At 51.8% G+C, this 22,989-nt stretch carries 4 protein-coding genes; all 4 read left to right on the forward strand.

Annotated elements, in window-relative coordinates; all coding sequences use genetic code 11:
• Window positions 1–131: 131 nt before the first annotated feature.
• Genes QT397_00300 through QT397_00315 form a run of 4 tightly spaced genes read left to right on the forward strand, consistent with a single transcriptional unit; the run spans window position 132 to window position 22,983 of the window.
• The gene (locus tag QT397_00300) at window positions 132–8,429 is read left to right on the forward strand and encodes an amino acid adenylation domain-containing protein (GenBank protein ID WNZ53850.1); all 8,298 of its coding nucleotides are present in this window, start codon (window positions 132–134) and stop codon (window positions 8,427–8,429) included.
• A 36-nt stretch (window positions 8,430–8,465) separates the two neighbouring features.
• Complete coding sequence (locus tag QT397_00305; protein WNZ53851.1) at window positions 8,466–8,630, forward strand: hypothetical protein; 165 nt, start codon at window positions 8,466–8,468, stop codon at window positions 8,628–8,630.
• The gene (locus QT397_00310; protein WNZ53967.1) at window positions 8,627–18,868 is read left to right on the forward strand and encodes an amino acid adenylation domain-containing protein; all 10,242 of its coding nucleotides are present in this window, start codon (window positions 8,627–8,629) and stop codon (window positions 18,866–18,868) included. Before QT397_00305 ends, QT397_00310 begins: the two co-directional genes overlap by 4 nt.
• Window positions 18,865–22,983, forward strand: coding sequence for an amino acid adenylation domain-containing protein (locus QT397_00315; protein ID WNZ53852.1), 4,119 nt, complete (start codon window positions 18,865–18,867; stop codon window positions 22,981–22,983). The genes QT397_00310 and QT397_00315 overlap by 4 nt, the downstream gene beginning before the upstream one ends.
• Window positions 22,984–22,989: the final 6 nt, after the last annotated feature.

Below are 22,989 nucleotides of genomic sequence, written 5' to 3' on the forward strand. Positions count from 1 at the left end.
GGCTTTGGTGAATTATTTTCATGTTTACTTACCTTCACTCAAACCATACCAATTATGTACTGAGCTTCAAGTCTATTTACCCTCATTAATGTAAAATTTTATTCAATTACTCAATCATCGGTAGTTGTTTTATGGGTGAGTTTAATCTTTCCAACGTAGTTTCAATATGCGCAACGGGGCACGAAAATGTCGTGACCCGAATAGAGCAAGTTGCAAGGATCCAGGCCAATAAAACGGCTTTGGTTGGACAAGTAGCAGCGCTCAGCTATGGCGACATGGTCTCTTCTGCAAACCGGCTTGCTGGGCTGTTGCAATCTAAAGGGGTTGGGCCAGAAGTTGCTGTTGGAGTGTGTATCCCTCGCGGCCCTGACGCAATCATCGCCTTTCTCGCTATTCTTAAAGCGGGCGGTGTTTATGTCCCACTGGACAGCAAACACCCTCACAAACGCCTTAAGTTTATGGTTCAGGACAGTGAAGCCACCGTTTTGATTTGCACCGACGAGACAGGAGCTTTCGTTGACGGACTCGCTGCCAATGTTTCGCGCTCAACCAAGATCGTAAACTACTCCAGATTAAATCCATCAAGATCCGACACCTTTGAAGATCAAGTGATCAGCCAAGATCAGCTCGCTTATATCATCTACACGTCAGGCTCCACCGGCCAACCTAAAGGTGTGATGGTCGAGCATCGCGGATTGATAAATCTTGCTGAAGAACAAGCGCGCCATTTTGAGTTAGACGGAACTGCACGTGTGCTGCAGTTCGCCTCCCTGGGCTTCGACGCATCCATATTTGAAATTCTGATGGCCTTGTGCAGCGGTTCAGAGTTACATTTCACTCCCAATGAAACATTGCTTGCTGGAGATGCGCTAAGGGAAATTGTTCGAGAAAGAGCTATTTCTCATCTGACGCTGCCACCATCTCTTGTCAGTCGAATGAACCCGTCAGACTACCCAAGTTTGGAGACATTGGTGGTTGCTGGTGAAGCAATGCCATGGACGCTCATGGAGCGATGGTCTGATCATGTTAATCTTATAAATGCTTACGGACCAACCGAAAACACAGTTTGGGCGACCCTGCATAAATGCAGTAACAAGGCCATTTCATCCGGCACGGTTCCAATTGGCAATCCAATTGCGAATGTAGATGCCCATGTTCTGGATGCAGACCTAAAACAAGTGCGAGATGGTGAAGACGGAACTCTCTGGCTGGGAGGCCTCGCACTGGCGCGAGGATATAAAAACCGCCCTGATCTCACCAATGAAATGTTTCGCTCCGTTCCCGGGATTACGGCCGAAAGACTTTACAACACTGGAGACCGAGTACGGCGTCTTGCCGATGGATCATTGGAGTTCCTTGGCCGTTTAGATGCTCAAGTCAAGGTGCGAGGCCATCGGATAGAACTTCAGGAAATAGAGAGAAACCTCTCTGCTCTTGATGGCATTGAACATGCTTATGTGGTCGTCTCATCATCGCGATCAAAAGATCATGAAATCATTGCTTACTTCACTGTTCGCGCCAGCGAAATCACCCCTGGCATTCAGCAGTTAAAGACCAAACTACGCGCATTTCTGCCTGACTATATGATGCCAAACGCATTTGTGCGCCTTGATGAGTTTCCGTTAACAGTCAACGGGAAGGTAGATAGCAAGGCACTTCCTGCGCCGGACAGGAGTGCGCGCGGTGGGTCCTCCCAAGAGCTGCCACAGACAAACATAGAGCAGTCGCTCGCAGGCTTTTGGAAAGAAGTGCTGGGTGTAAATCCCGTCTTTTGTGGCGACACGCTTCAAACTCTCGGAGGCTCCTCACTGGATGCCGTTCAGTTTCTCACGCGATGCAGGGAAGAGTACGGCAACATACTCTCATTAAAGGACGTATTTACGGGCAAAACACTCCGTGAACTGGCAGAGACGATCCAAGCAAGAGAGGGTTTAGAAAAACAAGAAAAACCCCTGAATGCCTACAGTATTGAAAGTGACACATTCCCTGTTTCGCATCAGCAAAACGGAGTGTGCTTGCTGGAGAAGCTCACACCAGACTCTCTTGCCTACAACGCTCAATGCCTGATCCGTATTGAGGGAAATGTAGATGTATTAGCCCTGCAGAGCGCTCTGGATCTGATTGTTCAGCGGCATGAGATCTTTCGCAGCACTTTTCATGAGGACGCAACAGGCAAAGCCTACCAGAAAGTTCACGGTCCCGTCCCTGCCCGTTTGGATCAGGTGGAGTTGGATGCTCCAATGGATAGCCCTGATCTCTGGCAAGCTGTAGACGATGAGGTCTCCAGGTCATTCGACACCAGCCAATTGCCACTCGCACGCTGGGTTCTGTTCAAGTTAAACGATGAGACATCGGCTCTCCTACACATAGAGCATCACCTTGTTCATGATGGCTGGAGCGCGAACATTTTCCTCTCAGAGTTTCTGGAGGCTTACAGCGCATTTGCACATGGAGAGGAGGTCACTTTGCCTCCCGTTCCAGCTCAATATCGCCATTATGTGGGATGGCAACAAAGTGCCGATGCAGAACGTACCTATGAAAAGCAACTTGCCTATTGGAAGGAGCAACTTTCAGAGGCTAGCTTCACTCTTGCTCTTCCAACAGATGCCTCTCGCCCTGAAACAATGTCTTTCAAAGGCAAACAGTCGCGTTTGGAACTCAAAGGAACGCTGCTCCAAAAACTAAACGAGTTCTGCGAAAAGAGTGGTCACACTGATTACACCGTGTTGTTGGGAGTATTTCATCTCCTGCTCTCACGCTATACGGGACAAAAAGATCTGCTTACGGGCAGTGCGGTCGCCAACCGAAAAACAAGCGCTTCAGAGCATATGTTGGGTATGTTCGTGAACAGTATCGCCATACGATCTGATCTTTCCGAAAACCCAAGATTTATTGAACACCTCGAGCATCTGAGAAACACTCTATCCAACGCTTATGAGAATGAAGAAGTTCCGTTCGAACGCGTTGTACGTGAGTTGCAGCCGGAACGAGACCTCTCAAGAAACCCCATCTTCCAAGTGGGATTTAGCTATCATAATTCAAAGATTCCAGAGCTCTCACGCGATGATCTGAGCCTCTCACTTTACGAAGCCTACAGCAACAATTCTGCAAAGTTTGACATCGAAGTCGTCATTCTGCCGCGCTCATCAAATGAGAAAGATACACCAGCCCTCACTCTGTTATGGAATTATGCAACGGACCTGTTTCAACTCGAAACAATTGAACGCATGCAGGCCAACTTTTTTGCATTATTGGAGAACTGCCTGTCTGAGCCTGAGTGTTCCGTTGAGGATTTCAGTTCTGTTTGCTTAAGTGAGCGAGAACAACTGCTTGCGATGGGAGCGCCATCTGAACCGACTTCAGAAATCGTGCCGGTTCCTGTTGCAGTCAGGATCGAGCAACTGGCCAGATCCCAACCAACATCTCCTGCAATCCTTCACGGAGAAACGACCCTCTCCTATGGCGAGCTCAATCGTCAGGCCTCGCTTCTGGCAGGCCAACTTCGTGTACTCGGTGTGGGAAAAGAAAAGCTGGTTGGCGTTTGTATGGAACGCGGCTCAGATCTTATTGTTGCTTTGCTGGCCATATGGAAAGCAGGTGGTGCTTATCTTCCGATTGATCCTTCACTGCCAGAAGCAAGGAAGGCGTTTATCATTGAGGATAGCGCACCTGATTTAATCTTATGCTCTCATGCATCACGCCACTCATTCAAGAGTTTGATGGGGCAGGACACGCTTCACATTTTTGAGGCGCTCGCGCATGCTGCTGAAGAAGCAGCCGCAGATGAGAACATACTTGAACCAGTCAGCGGACAGGATCTCGCCTATGTCATCTACACGTCAGGCTCCACCGGGCAGCCCAAGGGCGTACAAATCGAACATCAGCAGATTGCCCGGTTGATCGACACATGTGAGCCTAGTTTCCAGTTTTCATCATCCGATGTCTGGTCTTTCTTCCATTCCTACGCCTTCGACTTCTCAGTTTGGGAAATATGGGGCGCGCTTTCCACCGGTGGCTCCGTCGCAATTGTGCCGGAAGACATCCGGCATGATCCTGCACAATTCTACTCCATGTGCTGTGATCAAGGCGTCACCATTCTCAGCCAGACACCCTCTGCTTTCCGAAGTTTCATGTCAGCGCAAGCAGGCACACATAAACCTCACTCCATCAGGACTGTTGTATTTGGAGGTGAGGCTCTATCCCCGTCGATGCTCTCAGACTGGTTCGCTCATCCTTGCAACACAGACTGCAAGATGGTGAACATGTACGGCATCACAGAGACTACCGTTCACGTCACCTACACAGAGCTAACACCTGAGAACATTAATCATTATTCAGATGGAAGCCCGATCGGTCGTCAGCTTGATGACTTGAGCCTTTGTCTGCTCGATGAACATGGCACGCTTGTGCCCTTTGGTGCGGTTGGTGAACTTTATGTGGGTGGTGCGGGCGTTGCACGCGGGTACTTAAATCGTCCGGAGTTGAATGCAGAACGCTTCATCGAAAGCCCATTCTCAACAAGCGACCGCCTTTATAAAACAGGCGATCTGGCGAGATATGCAGTTGATGGTACCCTGCTCTATCTGGGTCGAAACGATAGTCAGGTTAAAGTTCGCGGATACAGGATAGAGCTGGGTGAAATTGAAGCTGCTCTTGCAACGCATGAGGCCCTTCAACATGTGGTCGTGACATGCCAAAACCAAGCAACCAGCGATGCGATGTTGGTGGCCTACTATGTCTCAACTTCCGAAAATGCTGACCTGGACAGCTCCACATTGCAGTCCTTTGCAGCAGGTCTTCTGCCAGCCTACATGGTACCTGCAGCGTTTGTTGAACTGGATGCGCTGCCGTTAACCTCCAACGGCAAACTGGACCAGAAAGCACTCGATAAACATAAGCCGACTTACACCAAGAACAGAGCATTCGAGAGCCCGGAAGGGGAGCATGAAGAACTGCTCGCCAACGTATGGGCAGACATTCTTCAATTAGAAAAAGTGAGCCGCCTCGACAGCTTCTTTGAACTTGGAGGGCATTCACTGTTGGCAGCTCGGGTACAAGCTGCCATGCGCGCAAAAGGTTTTCTGCTGGCGGCAGTGGATGTTCTGCGATGGCCAACACTGAAGGATCTGGCACAACGCATTCAACCTGTTGAACCGAAGAGTTTGAAATCAAGCGCCCACGGAAGTGGTAGTGCGATGTCACTCTCCGGTCTTTCGCAAACGCGGATCAAACATCTTGCATCGTCACTGCCCGGTGGTTTTGAAAACGTAGAAGACATCTATCCCCTTACGCCCCTGCAAGAAGGTATTTACTTCCATCACCAGCTCTCAGAGGAAGGAGATCCTTATCTGCTCTGGAGCCTGATGGCATTTGAGACTTCCCAAGCCTTGCAGGACTACACGGTGGCCTTGCAAAAGGTGATGGATCGTCATGACATTCTGCGAACAGTGTTTGTCTCTGAAGGGTTAGAAAAACCGCTGCAAGTGGTTCTGAAAAACGTAAACCTGAAGGCTGTTGAGCTAAATGCTGACGCCTTGGAAGGGCCCGGAGATATTACTGAAAGGCTTCAGGCGCACTTTGACCCGCGCACCACTAAGGTTGATTTGCAAGAGCCATCCATCCTCCAGGTTTATTCCTGCTACGACGCTAGAAACGAACGCTGGTTAGCCCTCAAGCTCTTCCACCACATCATAGATGACAACACCTCACTCAAGCAGCTCAATGCTGAGGTCAAAGCTTTCATGGTGGGGGACGGCAACCGACTAGCGAAACCAGCGCAGTTTAAGGAATATGTCGCCTTTCAGCAAGAAGAGAGCATGAAAGGAGGCGCACGCAGCTTCTTTGATGAGCTGTTCAGAGGTTTTGAGGCTCCAAACAAACCTTTCGGCCTCAGTGTTGATCATGTTCATGGCGCTGATCTTGATACAAAGACAGCGCATACGGATACCGCGCTGACATCAGGTCTGAGAGAAGTAGCAAGTCAACTGGGTGTAAGCACGGCATCGATCTTTCACTTCGTCTGGTCACTGGTCTTGGCGAAGTGCTCCGGGCAGGACGACGTTTGCTTTGCCACCGTGCTTCTTGGCCGATTACAGGGACTTGAGAATGCCGAGCGGATTTTGGGGCCGTTCATCAACACCCTGCCCTTGCGTGTCCAACTGACTGATCAGGATTGGAAGAGCGTGCTTCTCACTGTTCATCAGATCCTTCTTGACCTGATGGATCATGAATACGCATCGCTTACTGATGCGATTGGGGCCAGTGGAGTGGATCGCACAACTCCGCTTATCTCTTCATTGGTGAATTTCCGTCATGCCCAGCTCATGTCCGATGGCTCACAAGGTTCCTCGCACCGTGACTTGCCGGGCGCGACTTATCTGAATGGTCATTATGGTACGGGCTACCCTTTCAACCTGACTGTTGATGACTTCGGCACATCCTTCAAAGTCCAGTGTCAGGCTCCACATGGCAGCTATGCTTCTGCACTTTTAGATATGACACTTGAATGCTTGCAGCGGATAAACCGGGTGCATTCAAAGGCAGAACAGACGCCAGCACATCAACTGGTACGGCTGGATACGAACCAGACAAGCAAACTCCTTGAGCTTGCAGAAGGAGTGGAGTTTGAAGAGGTTTCAACTCCGCTTCATAGCGCTTTTGAAGCTGTGGCAGCAGATCATGGAACGCAAGTTGCGTTGGTCGGAGAAGGAACACAACTCACATATGGCCAACTGAACAGTCAGGCCAATCAGCTTGCCAAATATCTAGTTGCTCAAGGTGTTTCCAGCCAAAGTCGCGTAGCGGTATGTCTGCAAAACTCAACACATGCTGTTGTCGCGCTGCTTGCTATCTTAAAAGCTGGCGGGGCGTACGTTCCAATCGATCCCGCTTATCCATCAGAACGCATTGCGTATCTGATTGAAGACAGTACCCCTGTTCTGGTGCTTTGCGACACTGCAAGCCTTACAGGGCTGAGTGAAATCATTCCTCCTGCAAAGCTGGTCGATTTGGGTCAATCGGATCCTGCTTGGCAAAATCTCGACGATGGGAACCTCAACAAGTCGGTCTCCAGTGAAGACACTGCCTATGTGATTTATACGTCCGGCACCACGGGCAAACCCAAAGGTGTTGTGGTGCCGCATAATGGCCCTGCTAACCTCACGGCTTGGTTCCTGCAGGAAGGCACCTTCACTCGGGAAGACAGAATTCTACTGTCGACGTCTCTCACCTTTGACATTTCAGTGGTGGAAGTGTTTGCCAGCCTTTCGTGTGGCGCAACTGTTGTTGTCGCAGACCGCTCGCGCTTGCTTGAAGGCAATTATCTGGTGGAGCTGATTGCGGAACAACAGCTCACTGTTTGTCAGTTTGTCCCTTCACTGCTGGACTTTTTCCTTTCATGTGAAAACGTCAGCACCTGCACAAGCTTGCGATCAATCCTTTGCGGTGGTGAAGCATTCCCCTCTCGGCTTGCGGAACGCTGTTTCAAGGCTCTGGGGTCAATACACTTGCAAAACCTTTATGGGCCCACAGAAGCCAGTGTCTACTGCACCAGACAAGAGTTAGATCATCGCGCTGAGTACCCGCCTGTTGTCCCTATTGGACAGCCCATCGCAGGTATGAAGATGTACGTCCTGGATCGCTATCTGGACCTCGTTCCTGCTGGTGTTGCAGGCAATCTCTATGTCGCTGGTCCCGGTGTTGCTAACGGGTACTTGAACCGTCCTGAACTAACAGAGGAACGCTTTGTTCCGAGTCCATTCAAGGCTGGAGAACGGCTCTATCAAACTGGAGATGTTGGTCGCTATCTGGAAGACGGCACAATTGAGTATCTGGGCAGAGACGACTTCCAGATCAAAGTGCGAGGTTATCGCATTGAGCCGGGCGAGATTGAGCACGCGCTATCTAAATTTGATGGCGTCTTGAATGCGGTTGTGGTCGCACATGAAGATCAGGCAGGGTCTTCTCAACTGGTTGCCTATGTCTGCATGGAACAAAATGCAGCAGCACTCGACACGACTGCTATGCGCGGGGCCCTGTCCAACCAGCTACCGGATTATATGGTTCCAGCGCTTTATATGCAGTTGGATGATTTGCCCTTAACATCAAACGGCAAAATTGACCGCAGCCAGCTTCCCCTACCAACCGCAGACAGTATTCAACCGGTTCGCGATTACGTGGCTCCTGAGACGCCATTGGAAGAGGAACTTGCGCGTATCTGGGCTGAGGTTTTGCAACTGGATCGCGTCGGTATCCGTGACAACTTCTTTGAGATTGGCGGACATTCCCTGCGAGCCACCCGCATTACGGCTCGCATGCAAGACGCACTAGGGGTGGAGGTGCCTCTTCGCATCTTCTTTGAGCGTCCCACCATTGAGCAAACCCTCGACTACATCTTTGAAGAGCTGGAAGCAGCCGAAGAATTTTCCTGACGCAGAAGCAGGTCGTCAGCGTCTCTGGGAGGAACCATGCAGGACGGACAAAACAAGCGAAAAATGCGCTCTCTGACACCGGAGCAGCTGTTGAAGCTGCGCCAGCACACCGCTCTCAAAAAGCTCCGCGAGATGAAGGTCCCCTGCCCTTATCTTTTGCCCAAGAGAGGCTTTGGTTCCTTTCTCGCATCGCAGGGATAGGATCCGCCTATCACCTCACACTTGGCATCCGCCTGCGAGGAGAGCTCAACACGAGCGCTCTTCAAAACGCACTGGATCAACTGATCGCCCGCCACGAAGGCCTTCGCGCATTTGTCTGTGAAGACGCCGGAGAGCCCGGGCTGCGGTTTGCTCCTCCCACCTGCGGCTTGCCTTTGCATCTGATCAACATTGAGACTGAAGACGATTTAGAAGCTGCAATCCACCACGTGGTGGATGAGGAATGCACAAAGCCGTTTGATCTGAAGACCGGTCCACTCGCACGTTGCTGCCTTATCAGGGTGAGTGAGACAGAGCATGTGTTGCTGCTTGTGCTGCATCATTTCATTTCTGATGGTTGGTCCAACGGGCTTTTGCTCAAGGAGCTGAGCGAAAACTACACGCACCAGATCGAGACCGGACAACCGGTTGACCGCAACACACCTGAGCTTTCTTACGCAGACTATGCCTATTGGCAAAAACAGCCTGAGCAACAAAAGAGCTTTGAGAAGCAGAAGGCCTACTGGGAGCAGCGCCTATCCGGGGCGCCAGAACGCTTGCTGTTGCCAACAGACCGCCAACGTCCGCTACAGCAAAGTTTTGAGGGGGACTTTCTACCTCTTGAGTTAGATTCTGAACTCACAGAACAGATAAGAGGGTTTGCCCGTGAGGCGGGGACAACTCCGTACCTGGTGCTTATCTGCGCCTTTGCAGTTGTGCTTACGCGCATGTCTGGTCAGGATGACATTGTCATTGGAACACCATCAGCTAACCGGGTTCGCAAAGAGCTGGAAAAGATGGTGGGGCTATTCGTCAACACGCTGGCACTCCGCTTCAACTTCGATGAAGACATAACGGTGAGCCAGCTGCTGGCTCACGCGCGAGATACATTCCTCGACAGTCAGGATAACCAATCTGTTCCTTTTGAGCAGGTGGTGGATGCACTGAGCCCTCAGCGGTCACTTTCCCATACACCTTTGTTCCAAATTATGTTTGCCTGGCAAACTCTTGACGATGCAACACTTCGCTTTGCCGATTTGAAGCATGAACCATTCTCGGTTCCCCGCAGTGCATCGCAGTTCGATCTTACACTGGAGCTGGTGGACAACGGGACTAAGATTTCTGGTGGACTGGAGTACGCAACAGCACTCTTTGACCGGCAGTCCATCGAGCAACTCGCAGGTTATGTTCTGCAGGTGGTTCAAGGCATTTGCGAGGATCCAGAGCAAGGTGTTGCTAGTCTGCCCATCATCGATGAAGCGGCACGTACTGAAACGCTAAAGACCTCTCTCTTGGCATGTAACAAGACCTCCACTGCCGAGCCTATCCATCTTCCGTTTGAAGCCACAGCTACCTCATATGGCGAACGGATTGCGATCATCGATGGTGAGGACGAACTCACATACGCTCAACTCAACGAGCAAGCGAACAAACTCGCCAGATATCTTCGCTCGCTTGGGGTTCAAAAACAGGATCGCATCGCGGTCTACATGCAGAAGTCCGCAGATGCTGTCACAGCATTGCTGGCTGCTTTGAAAGCAGGTGTAGCCTACATTCCGATTGATGCTAACTACCCTCCTGAGCGGATCAACACGCTTGTTCAGGACTGCTCACCTAAGTGCATACTGGTTGATGCATATGGGGCAAAGCAACTGACTCACCTGCCCGACCTCGCGGCGGAGGTCGTCCATATCAAAACCCAAGAAGATGAATGGGGTTCGCTGGGTGGGCAGAACTTAACTATTTCCATTGACCCTGATGATCTAGCCTACATCATCTACACATCTGGTTCGACAGGACGACCTAAGGGCGTGATGGTGGATCATCGAGCGATCTGGACCGTCAGAGATGCCTGGAGCGAACTGTATAATTTCGACGAGCCGCCACGTGTTTTGCAAATGGCTAACCTGTCATTTGACGTGTTCACAGCAGATCTTGTCCGCGCGCTCACGTTTGGAGGCACGCTTGTCCTTGTCAATCAGGATGAGTTAATCGACAGCACAGCCCTGCTTGCAAAAATCACGCAGTATCAGACGACCTTCGCAGATTTTGTTCCGGCAGTGCTGGATAGTTTGACAGCACACATACGGAAGAGTGGCGCAACTTCAACTCCCCTCAAAACCATCGTGTGTGGATCCGACCGGTGGTCCTCCAAAGGTGCCGCTGAAGCACGCAGTGTTTTCGGGCCTGACGCGCAAATCATCCATGCCTATGGCTTAACTGAAACAGCGATTGATTGCCTTGCTCTCACCCTGCCTCAAACTTTCTCGCAGACTGACAACCTCAGTTTAGGCAAGGCAATCAAGAACTACAGCGTCTTGGTTTTAGATCCCTCAGGCCAGCCTGTACCTAAAGGCGTTGTCGGTGAAATCTGCGTCACTGGAGCTGGACTTGCGCAAGGGTATTGGAACGCACCTGAGCTAACCGAACAAAAGTTCGCCACTGTTGCGGGCCGTGATGATCTACGATTTTTCAAAACAGGAGACCTGGGTCGATTGCTTCGCGATGGATCCATTGAGTTTCTGGGGCGCAATGACAGACAAGCCAAGCTTCGCGGGTTTCGTATAGAGCTGGGAGAGGTAGAAGCCACTCTTGAAACCGATGAGCGCGTTCAAACTGCTATTTGCGTCGTAAACGAGAAGTCCGGAGAAGAACAGCTGCTGGCCTATGTGGTTCTTTCCAGCGAAGACAATGGCGATGTGCTTGCTGAGCTCAAGAAAGGTTTGAGCCAAAAGCTGCCTCACTTCATGGTGCCTGCTGGCATTGCCGCAATTCAGCAGATCCCCCTCACGCCAAATGGCAAGGTTGATCACGAAGCACTACCGGATGTTGATCCAACAACTCTTTCCCAAGCAGAGTTTGCCCCTCCACGGGCAGGGAAAGAAACAGAGCTAGCTCAGATCTGGTTTGATCTGCTCGGCCTCAGTAACGTTGGGCGCCACGACAACTTTTTCACTCTTGGCGGTCACTCCCTACTGGCAGTGCGTTTAGCCCAACGTATCCGCGAGGTCTTCTCTGTAGATGTGGCGGCTACAATCGTATTTACGGCACCAACACTTGCCACCCTTGCTAGAGCGATTGACTGGACCTCCTCCAGCGCAGACACGCAGATTACCCCCGCTGACAGAACCAAGGAGCTTCCGCTTTCGTCTTCACAGCAACGCCTGTGGTACCTGGCGGAGATGGAAGGGCAAAGCGAAGCTTACCACATGCCCCTCCTGCTTGAGCTGAAAGGTAAGTTGGAGGTCTCCGCCCTATCTCAAGCCATCGAGACAATCGTGGCACGCCATGAGACTTTGCGCACGCGGTTCAAGCAAAAAGACGGTACAGCCCATCTGGACATTCAACCGGCAAATGCATGGCGGATGGAGGCACCAACACCGCTGACTGAAGACGATGATCTGAAGGAGCATGTTGCACGGTTGATTGCTGAGCCTTTCGATTTGGAGGCAGGACCACTCTTTCGGGCGGCCCTACTGCGTCGAGATGAGACTCATCATGCACTCGTAATTGTGATGCACCATAGCATCTCAGATGCCTGGTCCATGGGTGTCTTTAGCAAAGAGCTGAGCGAGCTCTATTCAGCTTTGATCAAACAACAGAAGCCCAACCTCCCTGATCTGCAAATCCAGTATGCTGACTTTGCAGCATGGCAGCGGGAAGAACTCAGCGAGGGCACATGGAACGAACAGAAACACTATTGGGGTTCCAAGCTTGAAGGCTCACCAGTGCTTCTAGAGTTGCCGTTGGACCATCCGAGACCCAAACGACAGTCCTTCAAAGGGGCAGCAATCCCGCTGGAACTGGATGCTGCCTTATCTCGGAAGATAAAAGAGTATTCGGCTGGGTGCGGCGGTACCGTATTTTCCACGCTTCTGGGGGCCTGGGCACTCACACTTTCCAAGCTTTCAGGCCAAACGGATCTGGTTGTTGGTAGTCCGGTTGCCAACAGAGACCACGCGCAGCTCGATAAGCTGATCGGCTTTTTTGCCAACACGCTTGCCATGCGGGTGGATGCAAACAAAGACCTGCCCCTGACCGAGTATCTTTCGCAAGTTCAGGAAACGGTGCTGGAGGCTCAGCAAAATCAGGACCTCCCTTTTGAACAGGTCATTGAGCATCTCAATCCGCCTCGAAGCCTTGCGCACGCACCGCTCTTTCAGGTGATGTTTGCGTGGGAGGGTGAGAACAATGATCAGTTTGAGCTTCCCGGTCTCTCTGTTGAGCTGCTCCACCATCACCATGGAGGAGCCAAGTTCGATCTACTGCTGTCACTTCAGAACGTAAACGGCCAGTTGAAGGGAGCAATCGAGTTCGCAAGCGACCTGTTTGAACCAGAAACAGCAGCTCTCATTGGACGTTACTTTGAGTATGTCCTCGCGCAACTGGTCGCGAACACCAACGCAAAACTCAGTGACATAAGCCTGCTGACTGAGTTGGAGCAAACTCAGGCATTGGAGGCTTGGCAACAACGCTCTGTGCCATATCCTGAATTAGAATGCATCAGCAGGCAGATTGAAAAACACGCGGCAGAAACACCCGCTGCGACCGCTGTTATCCTCGGGCAAGAAACGCTCAGTTATGGTGAGCTAAACAGGCAGGCCAATCAGCTTGCTCACACGCTCCGGCAGCAAGGTGTTGGCGCTCAAGCTAACATCGCAGTGTGTGTTGACCGTTCCATGCAGATGGTCGTCACTCTGCTGGGTATCTTAAAGGTGGGAGCCACAGTAATTCCGCTGGACCCTGCTTATCCGCGAGCGCGGCTTCAGGTTATTCTGCAGGATGTCCAGCCAGATCTCATCATCACAACAAATACACTGAGAGCCAAACTCCCGGAAGAGTTTGGGGAAGCAACGGCGACCATCGAAGAACTCAAAATACGGTGCCAGTCGGCATCAGCGGATAATCCTGCGCATGCGCCTGCCCCGCTTGATCCTGCCTACGTGCTTTATACATCTGGCTCGACAGGGAAACCCAAAGGCGTTGTGCAAACACATCGCATGCTGCGTAATCTGGTGCATTGGCAGTTAAAGCAAGGCCCGACGGATAAAGCTCCAGCACGCGTTCTTCAGTTTGCATCGCTCAATTTCGACGTGGCTTTTCAGGAAGTTTTCTGCACATTGTGTCAAGGCTCAAGTCTCGTACTGATGACGGATACGCAGCGCAAAGACATCGGCAATCTTGCTGGCTTCATCAAGTCCAACGGTGTTGAACGTGCCCACTTGCCCTTTGCAGTCCTTCAGCAGATGGCAGGCCTTTTTGAGTCCGAACACCTACCGGACGGGCCTGCTTGCGAGGTGATTACAGCGGGGGAAGCGCTGCTCGTCAACGATGGCCTGCGCAGGCTTCTTAAGGCACTGGGTGGACGTCACTTTTACAATCAGTACGGCCCCACCGAAACGCACATTGTGACCCAGCATATTCTGGACTGCGGGCACATGGAAGATTGGCCAGCTTCTCCGCCTATTGGAAAGCCAATGGATAACACCAGTGTGTTTCTTCTGGACGATGGCATGCGACCTGTGCCTTCGGGAACAATCGGTGAAATCTACGTTTGTGGAGATAATCTGGCCTCTGGTTACTTCGGCAATGAGGATCTGACCGCTGACCGGTTCATCTCGCACACATTTAGATCACAGCCACCTCTTCGCCTGTATCGTACTGGCGATCTGGCTGCGTATCTCCCGGATGGCACTCTGGCATTTCATGGACGAGCTGATGATCAAGTGAAGTTTCGCGGGTTCCGCATTGAGCCTATGGAGATCACAAACTGCGTATTGCAGATCGAAGGTATCCAGGAAGCCTTTGTTATCTTTGATCGGTCTACAGGTGCAGAGCATGCGCGGCTGATCTGTTACTTCGTTGGAAAATGTTCTGTCGACGCACTGCGAGCGGAGCTGAAAACCCGTCTGCCAGACTACATGATCCCCACAGACTGGGTACCGCTTGACGAACTGCCCATCACGCCAAACGGCAAAATCGACCGCAGAGCATTGCCTTCTCCAGTTCGGCTCACAGCATCAGACTTCGAAGCGCCTGCGGCAGGCCTTGAAGCGGACATTGCGAAGGTCTGGGAGGTCGTGCTCAAGGTTGACCAGATTGGCCGCACGGACAACTTCTTCGATCTGGGTGGACATTCGCTGCTTGCAACGCGGCTCATTCATACTCTGAACAAGGACCTGTCACTCAGCCTGTCCCTCACAGATCTCATCGAGAATCCGGTACTTGCAGATCTTGCAGCTTCAGCCAACTCCAAGAGCAGCCAGCCAAAGCTGTCTGTGGTTCAGATTCATTCAGATGAGGCAAATCGGTATGAACCCTTCCCGTTAACGGACATCCAACAGGCCTATTGGGTTGGCAGAGATGATGGCTTAGGGCTGGGCGGTGTCAGCGCACATGCTTATGAAGAAATTGAAATTCCTGATCTGGATCTCAGCCGCTTCAATGCAGCCTTGAATAAACTGATCCAGCGCCACGACATGCTGAGAGCTGTTTTTGCCAAGGACGGCACACAACGCATATTGCAGGATGTTCCTGACTACATCATCCAGACAGATGACGCCCGAGGGCGAAATGCACGTGTCGTAGAGCATATGATCGCCAGAAACCGGGAGGCCATGTCTCATCAGGTGCTGGATGCTGGCACATGGCCACTGTTTGAGTTCAGAGCCTTGCAACTTGATAATGGTGTCACTCGCCTGCACATCTCCATGGATGCCCTGATCGTCGATGCTGCCAGCAGTCAGATTTTTTCCCGTGAGCTAGCCGCGTTCTATGAAGACCTTCAGGTCGAGCTCCCAGAGATCGAAATCACCTTCCGAGACTATGTGGTGCAAGAGTTGGCGCTGCGGGATGGCTCACGCTATGCAACCTCGCTGAAGTACTGGCAGGACCGGCTTGCCACACTGGCAGCAGCACCAGACTTGCCACTGGCAAAGCAGCCTGAAAGCATCAGCAATCCCCGGTTTACCCGTAGACACCTTGTGTTGGATGCAGCCAAGTGGTCACAGATCAAAGCAAATGCACGTCAACATGGCGTAACGCCCTCTGGTTGTTTGCTGACGGCCTTTACCCAGGTATTGGCCAAATGGAGCCAATCGCCTCAGTTTACGTTGAGCTTGCCGGTGTTCAACCGCCAGCCACTTCACCCTCATATCAACCGCCTCATCGGTGACTTCACGTCGATCGTTCTGTTGGAGGTCGGCTTTGATGCCACAACCAATTTTGTTGCAAATGCAAAAGCAGCTCAGCGGCAACTTTGGAAAGATATAGATCACAGCGAGGTCAGTGGTGTGCAGGTTCTGCGCGAGCTGACCAAACAACGCGGTGAGCAACAGACAGGCATGCCGATTGTCTTCAACAGTACTCTGGTGGAGATGATCCCGGACCAGGAGGAAATCACACTCTCCACTGCCATGAATGCACAAAACGTTCATACGATCACCCAAACACCGCAAGTCTGGCTGGATCATACGATTCTGGAGATCGATGGCGAACTGTGCTTCAACTGGGACAGCATCGATGAGCTATTTCCTGAAGGCATGATGCAGGAGATGTTTGACGCTTACTGCGCATTGCTGGAAGAGCTGGTGGCACCGGATCGATGGCAGCAAACAGCACTGCAAACCTTCCCTAGCTGGGATGCAGACAAAGCGCTTTCACAGCACTGGCCCTTGATGCATCAGCTTTTTGATACACAAGCTCTCAAGACACCTTATGCCCCAGCCCTCATATGCGATGCCCTGACGCTCTCCTACAGCCAGACCCGGCAACGGGCGCGGAACCTTGCAACTCTTTTGCAGCAAAAGGGATTGGATAAAGGTGAGCTTGTGGCTATCAAGATGCGTCCGGGCTGGGAGCAGACAGTTGCTGCACTTGCCATCCTGTATGCCGGAGGCGCGTATCTTCCAATAGATCCAGACCTGCCCGCAAATCGCATAGAAGGCATTTTGCGACGGACCGACTCCAAACTCATCTGCGTTAAAACCGGCCAGACTGACAAGTTAAAGGGTGTTCCAGATTTCGCTCTGACCATTGAAGTGGGCTCGGAACTGGACGCAGCAAGCGACAACAAACTCAAAACTGCGGAAACACAACCCGATGATCTGGCTTACGTGATCTTCACCTCCGGATCTACTGGAGAACCGAAGGGCGTCATGATTGATCATCGTGGTGCTGTGAACACACTTCTGGACATCAATAAACGCTTGAATGTCCAGCCAGAGGACCGCGTGTTTGCTATCTCTGCATTGGGTTTTGATCTGTCTGTCTATGACATTTTTGGCCTGCTGGCAGCAGGCGGCACTGTTGTCATACCCAATGAAAATGAAGTGAAAGACCCCGCTCATTGGCTGGAGTGCCTGACACAACACAATGTGACTATCTGGAACTCCGCCCCTGCTCTTTTCGGCATGCTGGTGGATTATACTGAGAGTGATCGTAAATCTCTGGGGACGTCCCTGCGCCAGATCATGTTGTCTGGTGACTGGATCCCGCTTTCACTTCCGAGCCGCGCCCGCGCGCTGGCCTCCAATGCTGAGGTGCTGAGCTTAGGGGGAGCGACAGAAGCTTCCATCTGGTCCATTTGTTACCCGGTTCAGGATGTCTTGCCTCATTGGAAGAGTGTTCCCTATGGCAAGTCGCTGGAAAATCAGCAGTTCTATGTTCTGGATGAGGCGTTGGCAGCCCGTCCGTGCAGGGTCACCGGAGAGCTATACATTGGCGGCCTTGGACTGGCCCAGGGCTATTGGCAGGATGAGGAGCAAACCAACTATCGTTTCATCACTCACCCAATAACCGGCGAGCGCCTTTATCGCACTGGAGACCTTGGCCGTTATATGCCCGATGGAAACATTGAGTTTCTGGGCCGCATGGACACGCAGGTCAAAGTGCAAGGCTTCCGGATCGAGTTAGGTGAGATTGAGACCGTCCTCAACGCGCATGACGCGGTGAAAGCTTCTGTCTTTAAAGTCTTTGGAGATGCACAAAGCGACAAGCAGCTTGTTGGCTATGTGGTACCAGAAAGAGCCGGTGTCGACACGGATGCACTTCTGGAATATTTGCGAGCGCACCTGCCCCATTACATGATCCCGTCTTCTCTTATCGAGATTGAACAGATCCCAGTGTCTGCAAACGGCAAAGTAGATCGCAAAAAACTGCTACGGCCAAGCAGGTCATCGACAACTCAAGTCAGCTTTGAACCGAAAGGAAAGCAGGAAGAAAAGATCCGCGAGATTGTTTCGGATGTTTTGAAACTGGAACAGATTGCTCCAGAGGAGAACTTGTTGCAGTTGGGGGCAACATCAATCGATATCACGCGCATCTCTAACGCTCTTTCCAGCACGCTCTCCTTCCGCCCTCCGCTCGCAAAGTTTATGGGCAGCCCGAGCCTTGCGACACTCCTTGTGATGTATCGGGAGCAGTTCAGCCAAGTAGGTGCTGAAGCAGAGAGCACAGCGGCCAGTTCTGCGATTGCGGCCATTGAAGACCCACAGGAGCGCCAGACCTTCAAGGATCGTAACGCAGGTTTACGTCGGTTTGGTCAGCAACACACCCAGCACCAACTGGCACACTCAAATCCTCGTGGATTTGATGAGTTTGATGCTTACCGATCAGTGCGACAGTTCGTTCCCGATCCTTTGCCCAAAAACCGATTGGAAGACCTGCTTTCAGCTTTGCGGCGCAATCAAAAATCAGATGCCCCGAAACACCTGTTTGCCAGCGCAGGTGGGCTCTATCCGGTGCAGACGTACATCTACATCAAGCCTGACCGCGTGCAGGGATTAGACGGCGGGGCGTATTATTACGATCCGCAAAATCATGCTTTGATTTCAACGACGGATGGTAAGGCACTCAGTCCGGACACTTATGACTACTTCGTCAATCGCCCGACTTTTGAAGAGGCCGCATTTGCCCTGTTCTTTGTGGCAGAGCGCAAAGCGATAGAGCCGCTTTACGGTGAGATGAGCAACCAGTTCTGCCTGATCGAAACGGGCGCAATGGCGCAGCTGCTGACCATGCGTGCTCACGAGACTGGACTGGGGCTTTGCGGCATTGGCTCGGTTGATGAGAGAGCTCTGACTGATCTGTTTCAGCTCAGCTCTTCCCATAAGCTCATCTATTCTATGATTGGCGGCACGCGCACAGCAGACCAGAACCGGCAACACACCATTGAAACGTTCGGCACCACACCAGCTCTCGCGCAGCAAGAAGAAGACGAAATGGAGGAGTTTGAAATATGAATGCACACCAACTGCTCAACCATTTCGCCAGTCACAATGTGAGCCTGCAAACAGATGGTGAAAAACTCCGTTTCAAGGCCCCAAAAGGATTTTTGGAGCCACAACTGGCTGCTGCGCTGAAAGCTCAAAAGTCCGAGTTGATTTCTCTATTACAGCAGCAGGCGCAGGCCGGAAAATCAACTGGCGTTCCGCTTTCTGCTTCACAGCGTCATTTGTGGTACTTGCACCAGTTGGAGCCTGATAATCCGTTCTACAACAACCCCATCGCGCTGAAGGTGAGCGGAGCGTTGGACGTCGAAACACTCCACCGTGCGGTGAACGCTATTGTTGCTCGTCATGACATGCTCCGCGCACAGTTTGGTCTCTGTGATGGAGTTCCTCAGCAGACTTTTGCTGAACATTCAGAGCTTCCTCTTGAGGTTCTGGAACTATCTCAGCTCAGCGATAAAGAGAAAAGCCTCGCACTGAACGATCATGTCCAGAAGGAAGCCAGTCAGCCGTTTAATTTGGAAGACGGGCCACTTGTCCGCTCCAGTTATGTGAAGCTCTCAGAAAGCGAATATGTCTGGCTGGTGAACCTGCACCATATTGCTGCTGATGGCTGGTCAATCGGATTGTTCTTCAACGAAGTAACCGCCCATTACAACGCGTTCAGGCAAGGCACGACGCCTGATGTTCCAACGCTCAAGATGCAGTACGCGGACTATGTGGCCCATAGCCAGCAATCGCTCTCTCGGGAACAGGAGCAAACCCAATATTGGACCGAGAAACTTGCCGGGTTGCCTGCCTTATTGGATCTGCCGACAGATTATCCCCGCCCCGCAGAGCAGACACACAATGGCGCGCACTTTGAACTCATGTTCGGGGATGAACTGAGTGAGCGTGTGAGATCCTTCTGCAAAAGCAGATCAATCACACCTTTTGCGTTGTTTCTGGCGGGGTTTGCCATTGTTCTGTGGCGCTATAGCAAACAGGAAAACACCTGCATCGGAACCTCTTTTGCCAACCGCCATACCGCTGAAGTGGAACCTTTGATTGGCCACTTCATCAATACTTTAGCCTTAAAAACACAGGTATCAGCACACAACACCTTTGCAGAGTTGGTGTCACAAGCACAGACGATCGTTTTGGAAGCTTTGGACAATCAAGACCTGCCTTTTGAGAAGGTGGTTGAAGCTGTGAACCCGGAGCGCTCACCAGCCCATTCGCCTCTATTTCAGGTCATGCTGATCTATCAAAACCTTCCAGAAGGTTCCACTCACATGGATGGGGTGGAGATAGAAGCGCTTGCGACGAACAGTCAAACCGCGAAGTTCGATATCACGCTGGAAGTGTTTGAGCGCGGGCCTTCGTTCAGCCTCGGCTTTGAGTACAACAAAGACTTGTTCACGCAGGCTCGCATCGAGCGCATGGCCATGCACCTTGAATGTTTGCTCTCAAACGCCATCGATGATCCGCATGGTCAAGTCGGTTTGATTGAGTACATCACGCCAGAAGAACGGCACCTGCTTACGCAAGTCTGGCCTCATGGTGAAACGCACGCTCTAAGCTCAACGTGCATTCATGAAGCATTCGAAGCACAGTGCCAGCGCTCCCCCGATGCATCAGCTCTTGTCTGCGGTGAAACGGTGTGGAGTTACGCCGAGCTCAACGCCAAGGTAAATCAGCTTACGCATCATTTACAGGAATGCGGTGTCAAAGTAGGCAGCCCCGTTGGTTTGCTCCTTGAACGCTCCAGCGAACTGGTCATCGCCATGTTGGCCACCCTCAAAGCCGGAGGGCATTTCATTCCACTGGAGCCTGGCCTACCCTTGAAGCGCCTTGAGTACATGGTGCAAGACAGCCAGCTTGATCTGATAGTGACGCATCCGGCCACTGCCGATGTGATGGCCGACCTGACAACCACCTGCAATGTCAAAGAGCTATTTTTAAATGAAGAGTTGTCGGAGGAAGTCACCCAATCCTACGCCAGCACCAATCTTCAAGCGAGCAGAGCGAATGCTGATGCGCTCGCCTATATCATCTACACCTCCGGTACCACCGGCGTTCCTAAAGGTACTAAGCTCAGACATAGGGGGCTGGTCAACCTCGTAGACTGGAGCAATCGTACCTTCCCGGCTAAGCCCGGCGATGCGCTTTTACAGAAGACTCCGATGGGATTTGATGCCGCTATCTGGGAGTTTTTCTGGCCTCTGTGTTCCGGTTCATCACTGGTCTTGGCTCCCCCATCAGCTCATAGTTCACCCGCTGAACTGGCGCAGCTCTGTGTCTCGCACAACATTACCGCTGTTCAGTTTGTTCCAGCTATGCTGGATCTCTTTCTTGATGAACCTCTCATCCCTCAATGCACGCACCTGAGAGATGTGTTTTGCGGTGGAGGTGAGTTGAATGGTGCACTGCTACGCAAGTTTTCTAGCAAGCTGCCTTGGGCGACGTTGCACAATGTGTACGGTCCAACAGAATGCACCGTGGACAGCACCTGGCACAGCATTTTACCTGAAGATCATAACAAACCGGCAGCTCCCATTGGGAAACCTATCAGCAATGCAAAAACCTATCTGCTCGACGAGAACATGTCGGTTGTACCAGTTGGGATCGTGGGCGAGCTCTACATCGGTGGTTTTGGCCTAGCCTCCGGGTATCTGAATGCCCCGCAACAGACTGCATCTGCTTTCGTAGACAACCCGTTTGTTTCAGAGGAAACACTCTACCGCACCGGTGATCTTGCCTATTATGACGAACAGGGCCAGCTGATTTTTGCAGGTCGCAAAGACAACCAGATCAAACTCAATGGCTTCCGCATCGAACTCTCAGAGATTGAAGGGGTTTTGCTGGAACATGCAGATTGTCGCAGCTGTGCAGCCATTCAGGTTCAGCGAGAGGGCGGCGATGCTCAACTGGCGCTGTGTTACACCTCCTCAACGGGCGAGCCCTTGCTTGAAAACGATCTGCGCCAGCACCTTTCCAGCAAGCTTCCTGATTACATGTTGCCTCACACTTTGCTGCACATGGAGGCGATCCCGCTCACCAATAATGGCAAGATAGATTACCGCGCTGTTGAAGCTGCCGTCATGGCTCATGAAGCCGTGTTTAAGGTCAATCAGGAAAGTCCCCGCGACCATATCGAGCTGCAGATCTATAACATCTGGCGAGAGGTGCTCCTGCATCCGTCCATGGGCATCAGCGACAACTTCTTCCATGTGGGTGGCTCATCTATTGCCGCGATCAAGGTCGCGCACCGTGTTGGCGAAGCGTTTAAGGTTCAAGTGCCTCCAAAGACCTTCATTTTGAACCCAACGATCGAAGCCCTGGCCAGTTGGATACGCGCCGGAGCACCTAAAGAAAATGCTCAAGACAACCTGATTACGTTCCGTGAAAGCCAAAATGGTGAATATGTGGTGTGTGTTCATCCTGCCGGAGGTACTGCATTTTGCTATTTGTCTCTGGCAAAGATCCTGGCCGATGACATCGGTGTTTATGGCCTTCAGTCTCACGGTCTGAACAGTGGAGAAGACACGTTATCTTCCATCCCTGCCATGGCAGAGGCTTATCTGAATCGGATTGAGCATATCGCGCAGGATAAAATCGTTCTGACAGGCTTGTCTTTTGGCGGTTATGTGGCGTTTGAAATGGCCCGCCTCCTCAAAGCGCGCGGAAATGACAATGTGAGTGTCATTCTCCTCGATACTCAAGGGTTTGAAGAACATGAACGCGATAGCCTCGCGCCCGTGGACCTCGATGAGTTTCGCGACAAGCTGGTCAAGTTCAACGGGATGTACCCGGGCATCGACGATGCGCAAATAGAGCGCTATCACCGGGTCTACAATCACAACCGGTCATGCGTTCCCAGCTATGAGTGCCAACCCCTAGAGGTTCGCGTGGTTTTTGTTCAGGCCCTCGGGTCTCTCAACAAAGACTTTTTGCATGAGTTACGCCAGTTCTGGATAGAACGGGTGACAGGCAGCTTCATGACCAGATTGGTTCGCGGAGACCATTGGGAACTGCTGGAGTCGGAAGAAATCCAGCGCGTCAAAAAAGCAATCTCCTACGAGTTTCAGTTGTTTGAGCGGAAGAACTCCCACACTCTTTCCCCTGCTGTACCTAGTGTCGCTTAGAGGTCA

This window comes from Microbulbifer sp. MKSA007 (genome assembly GCA_032615215.1).
Lineage (GTDB): Bacteria > Pseudomonadota > Gammaproteobacteria > Pseudomonadales > Cellvibrionaceae > Microbulbifer.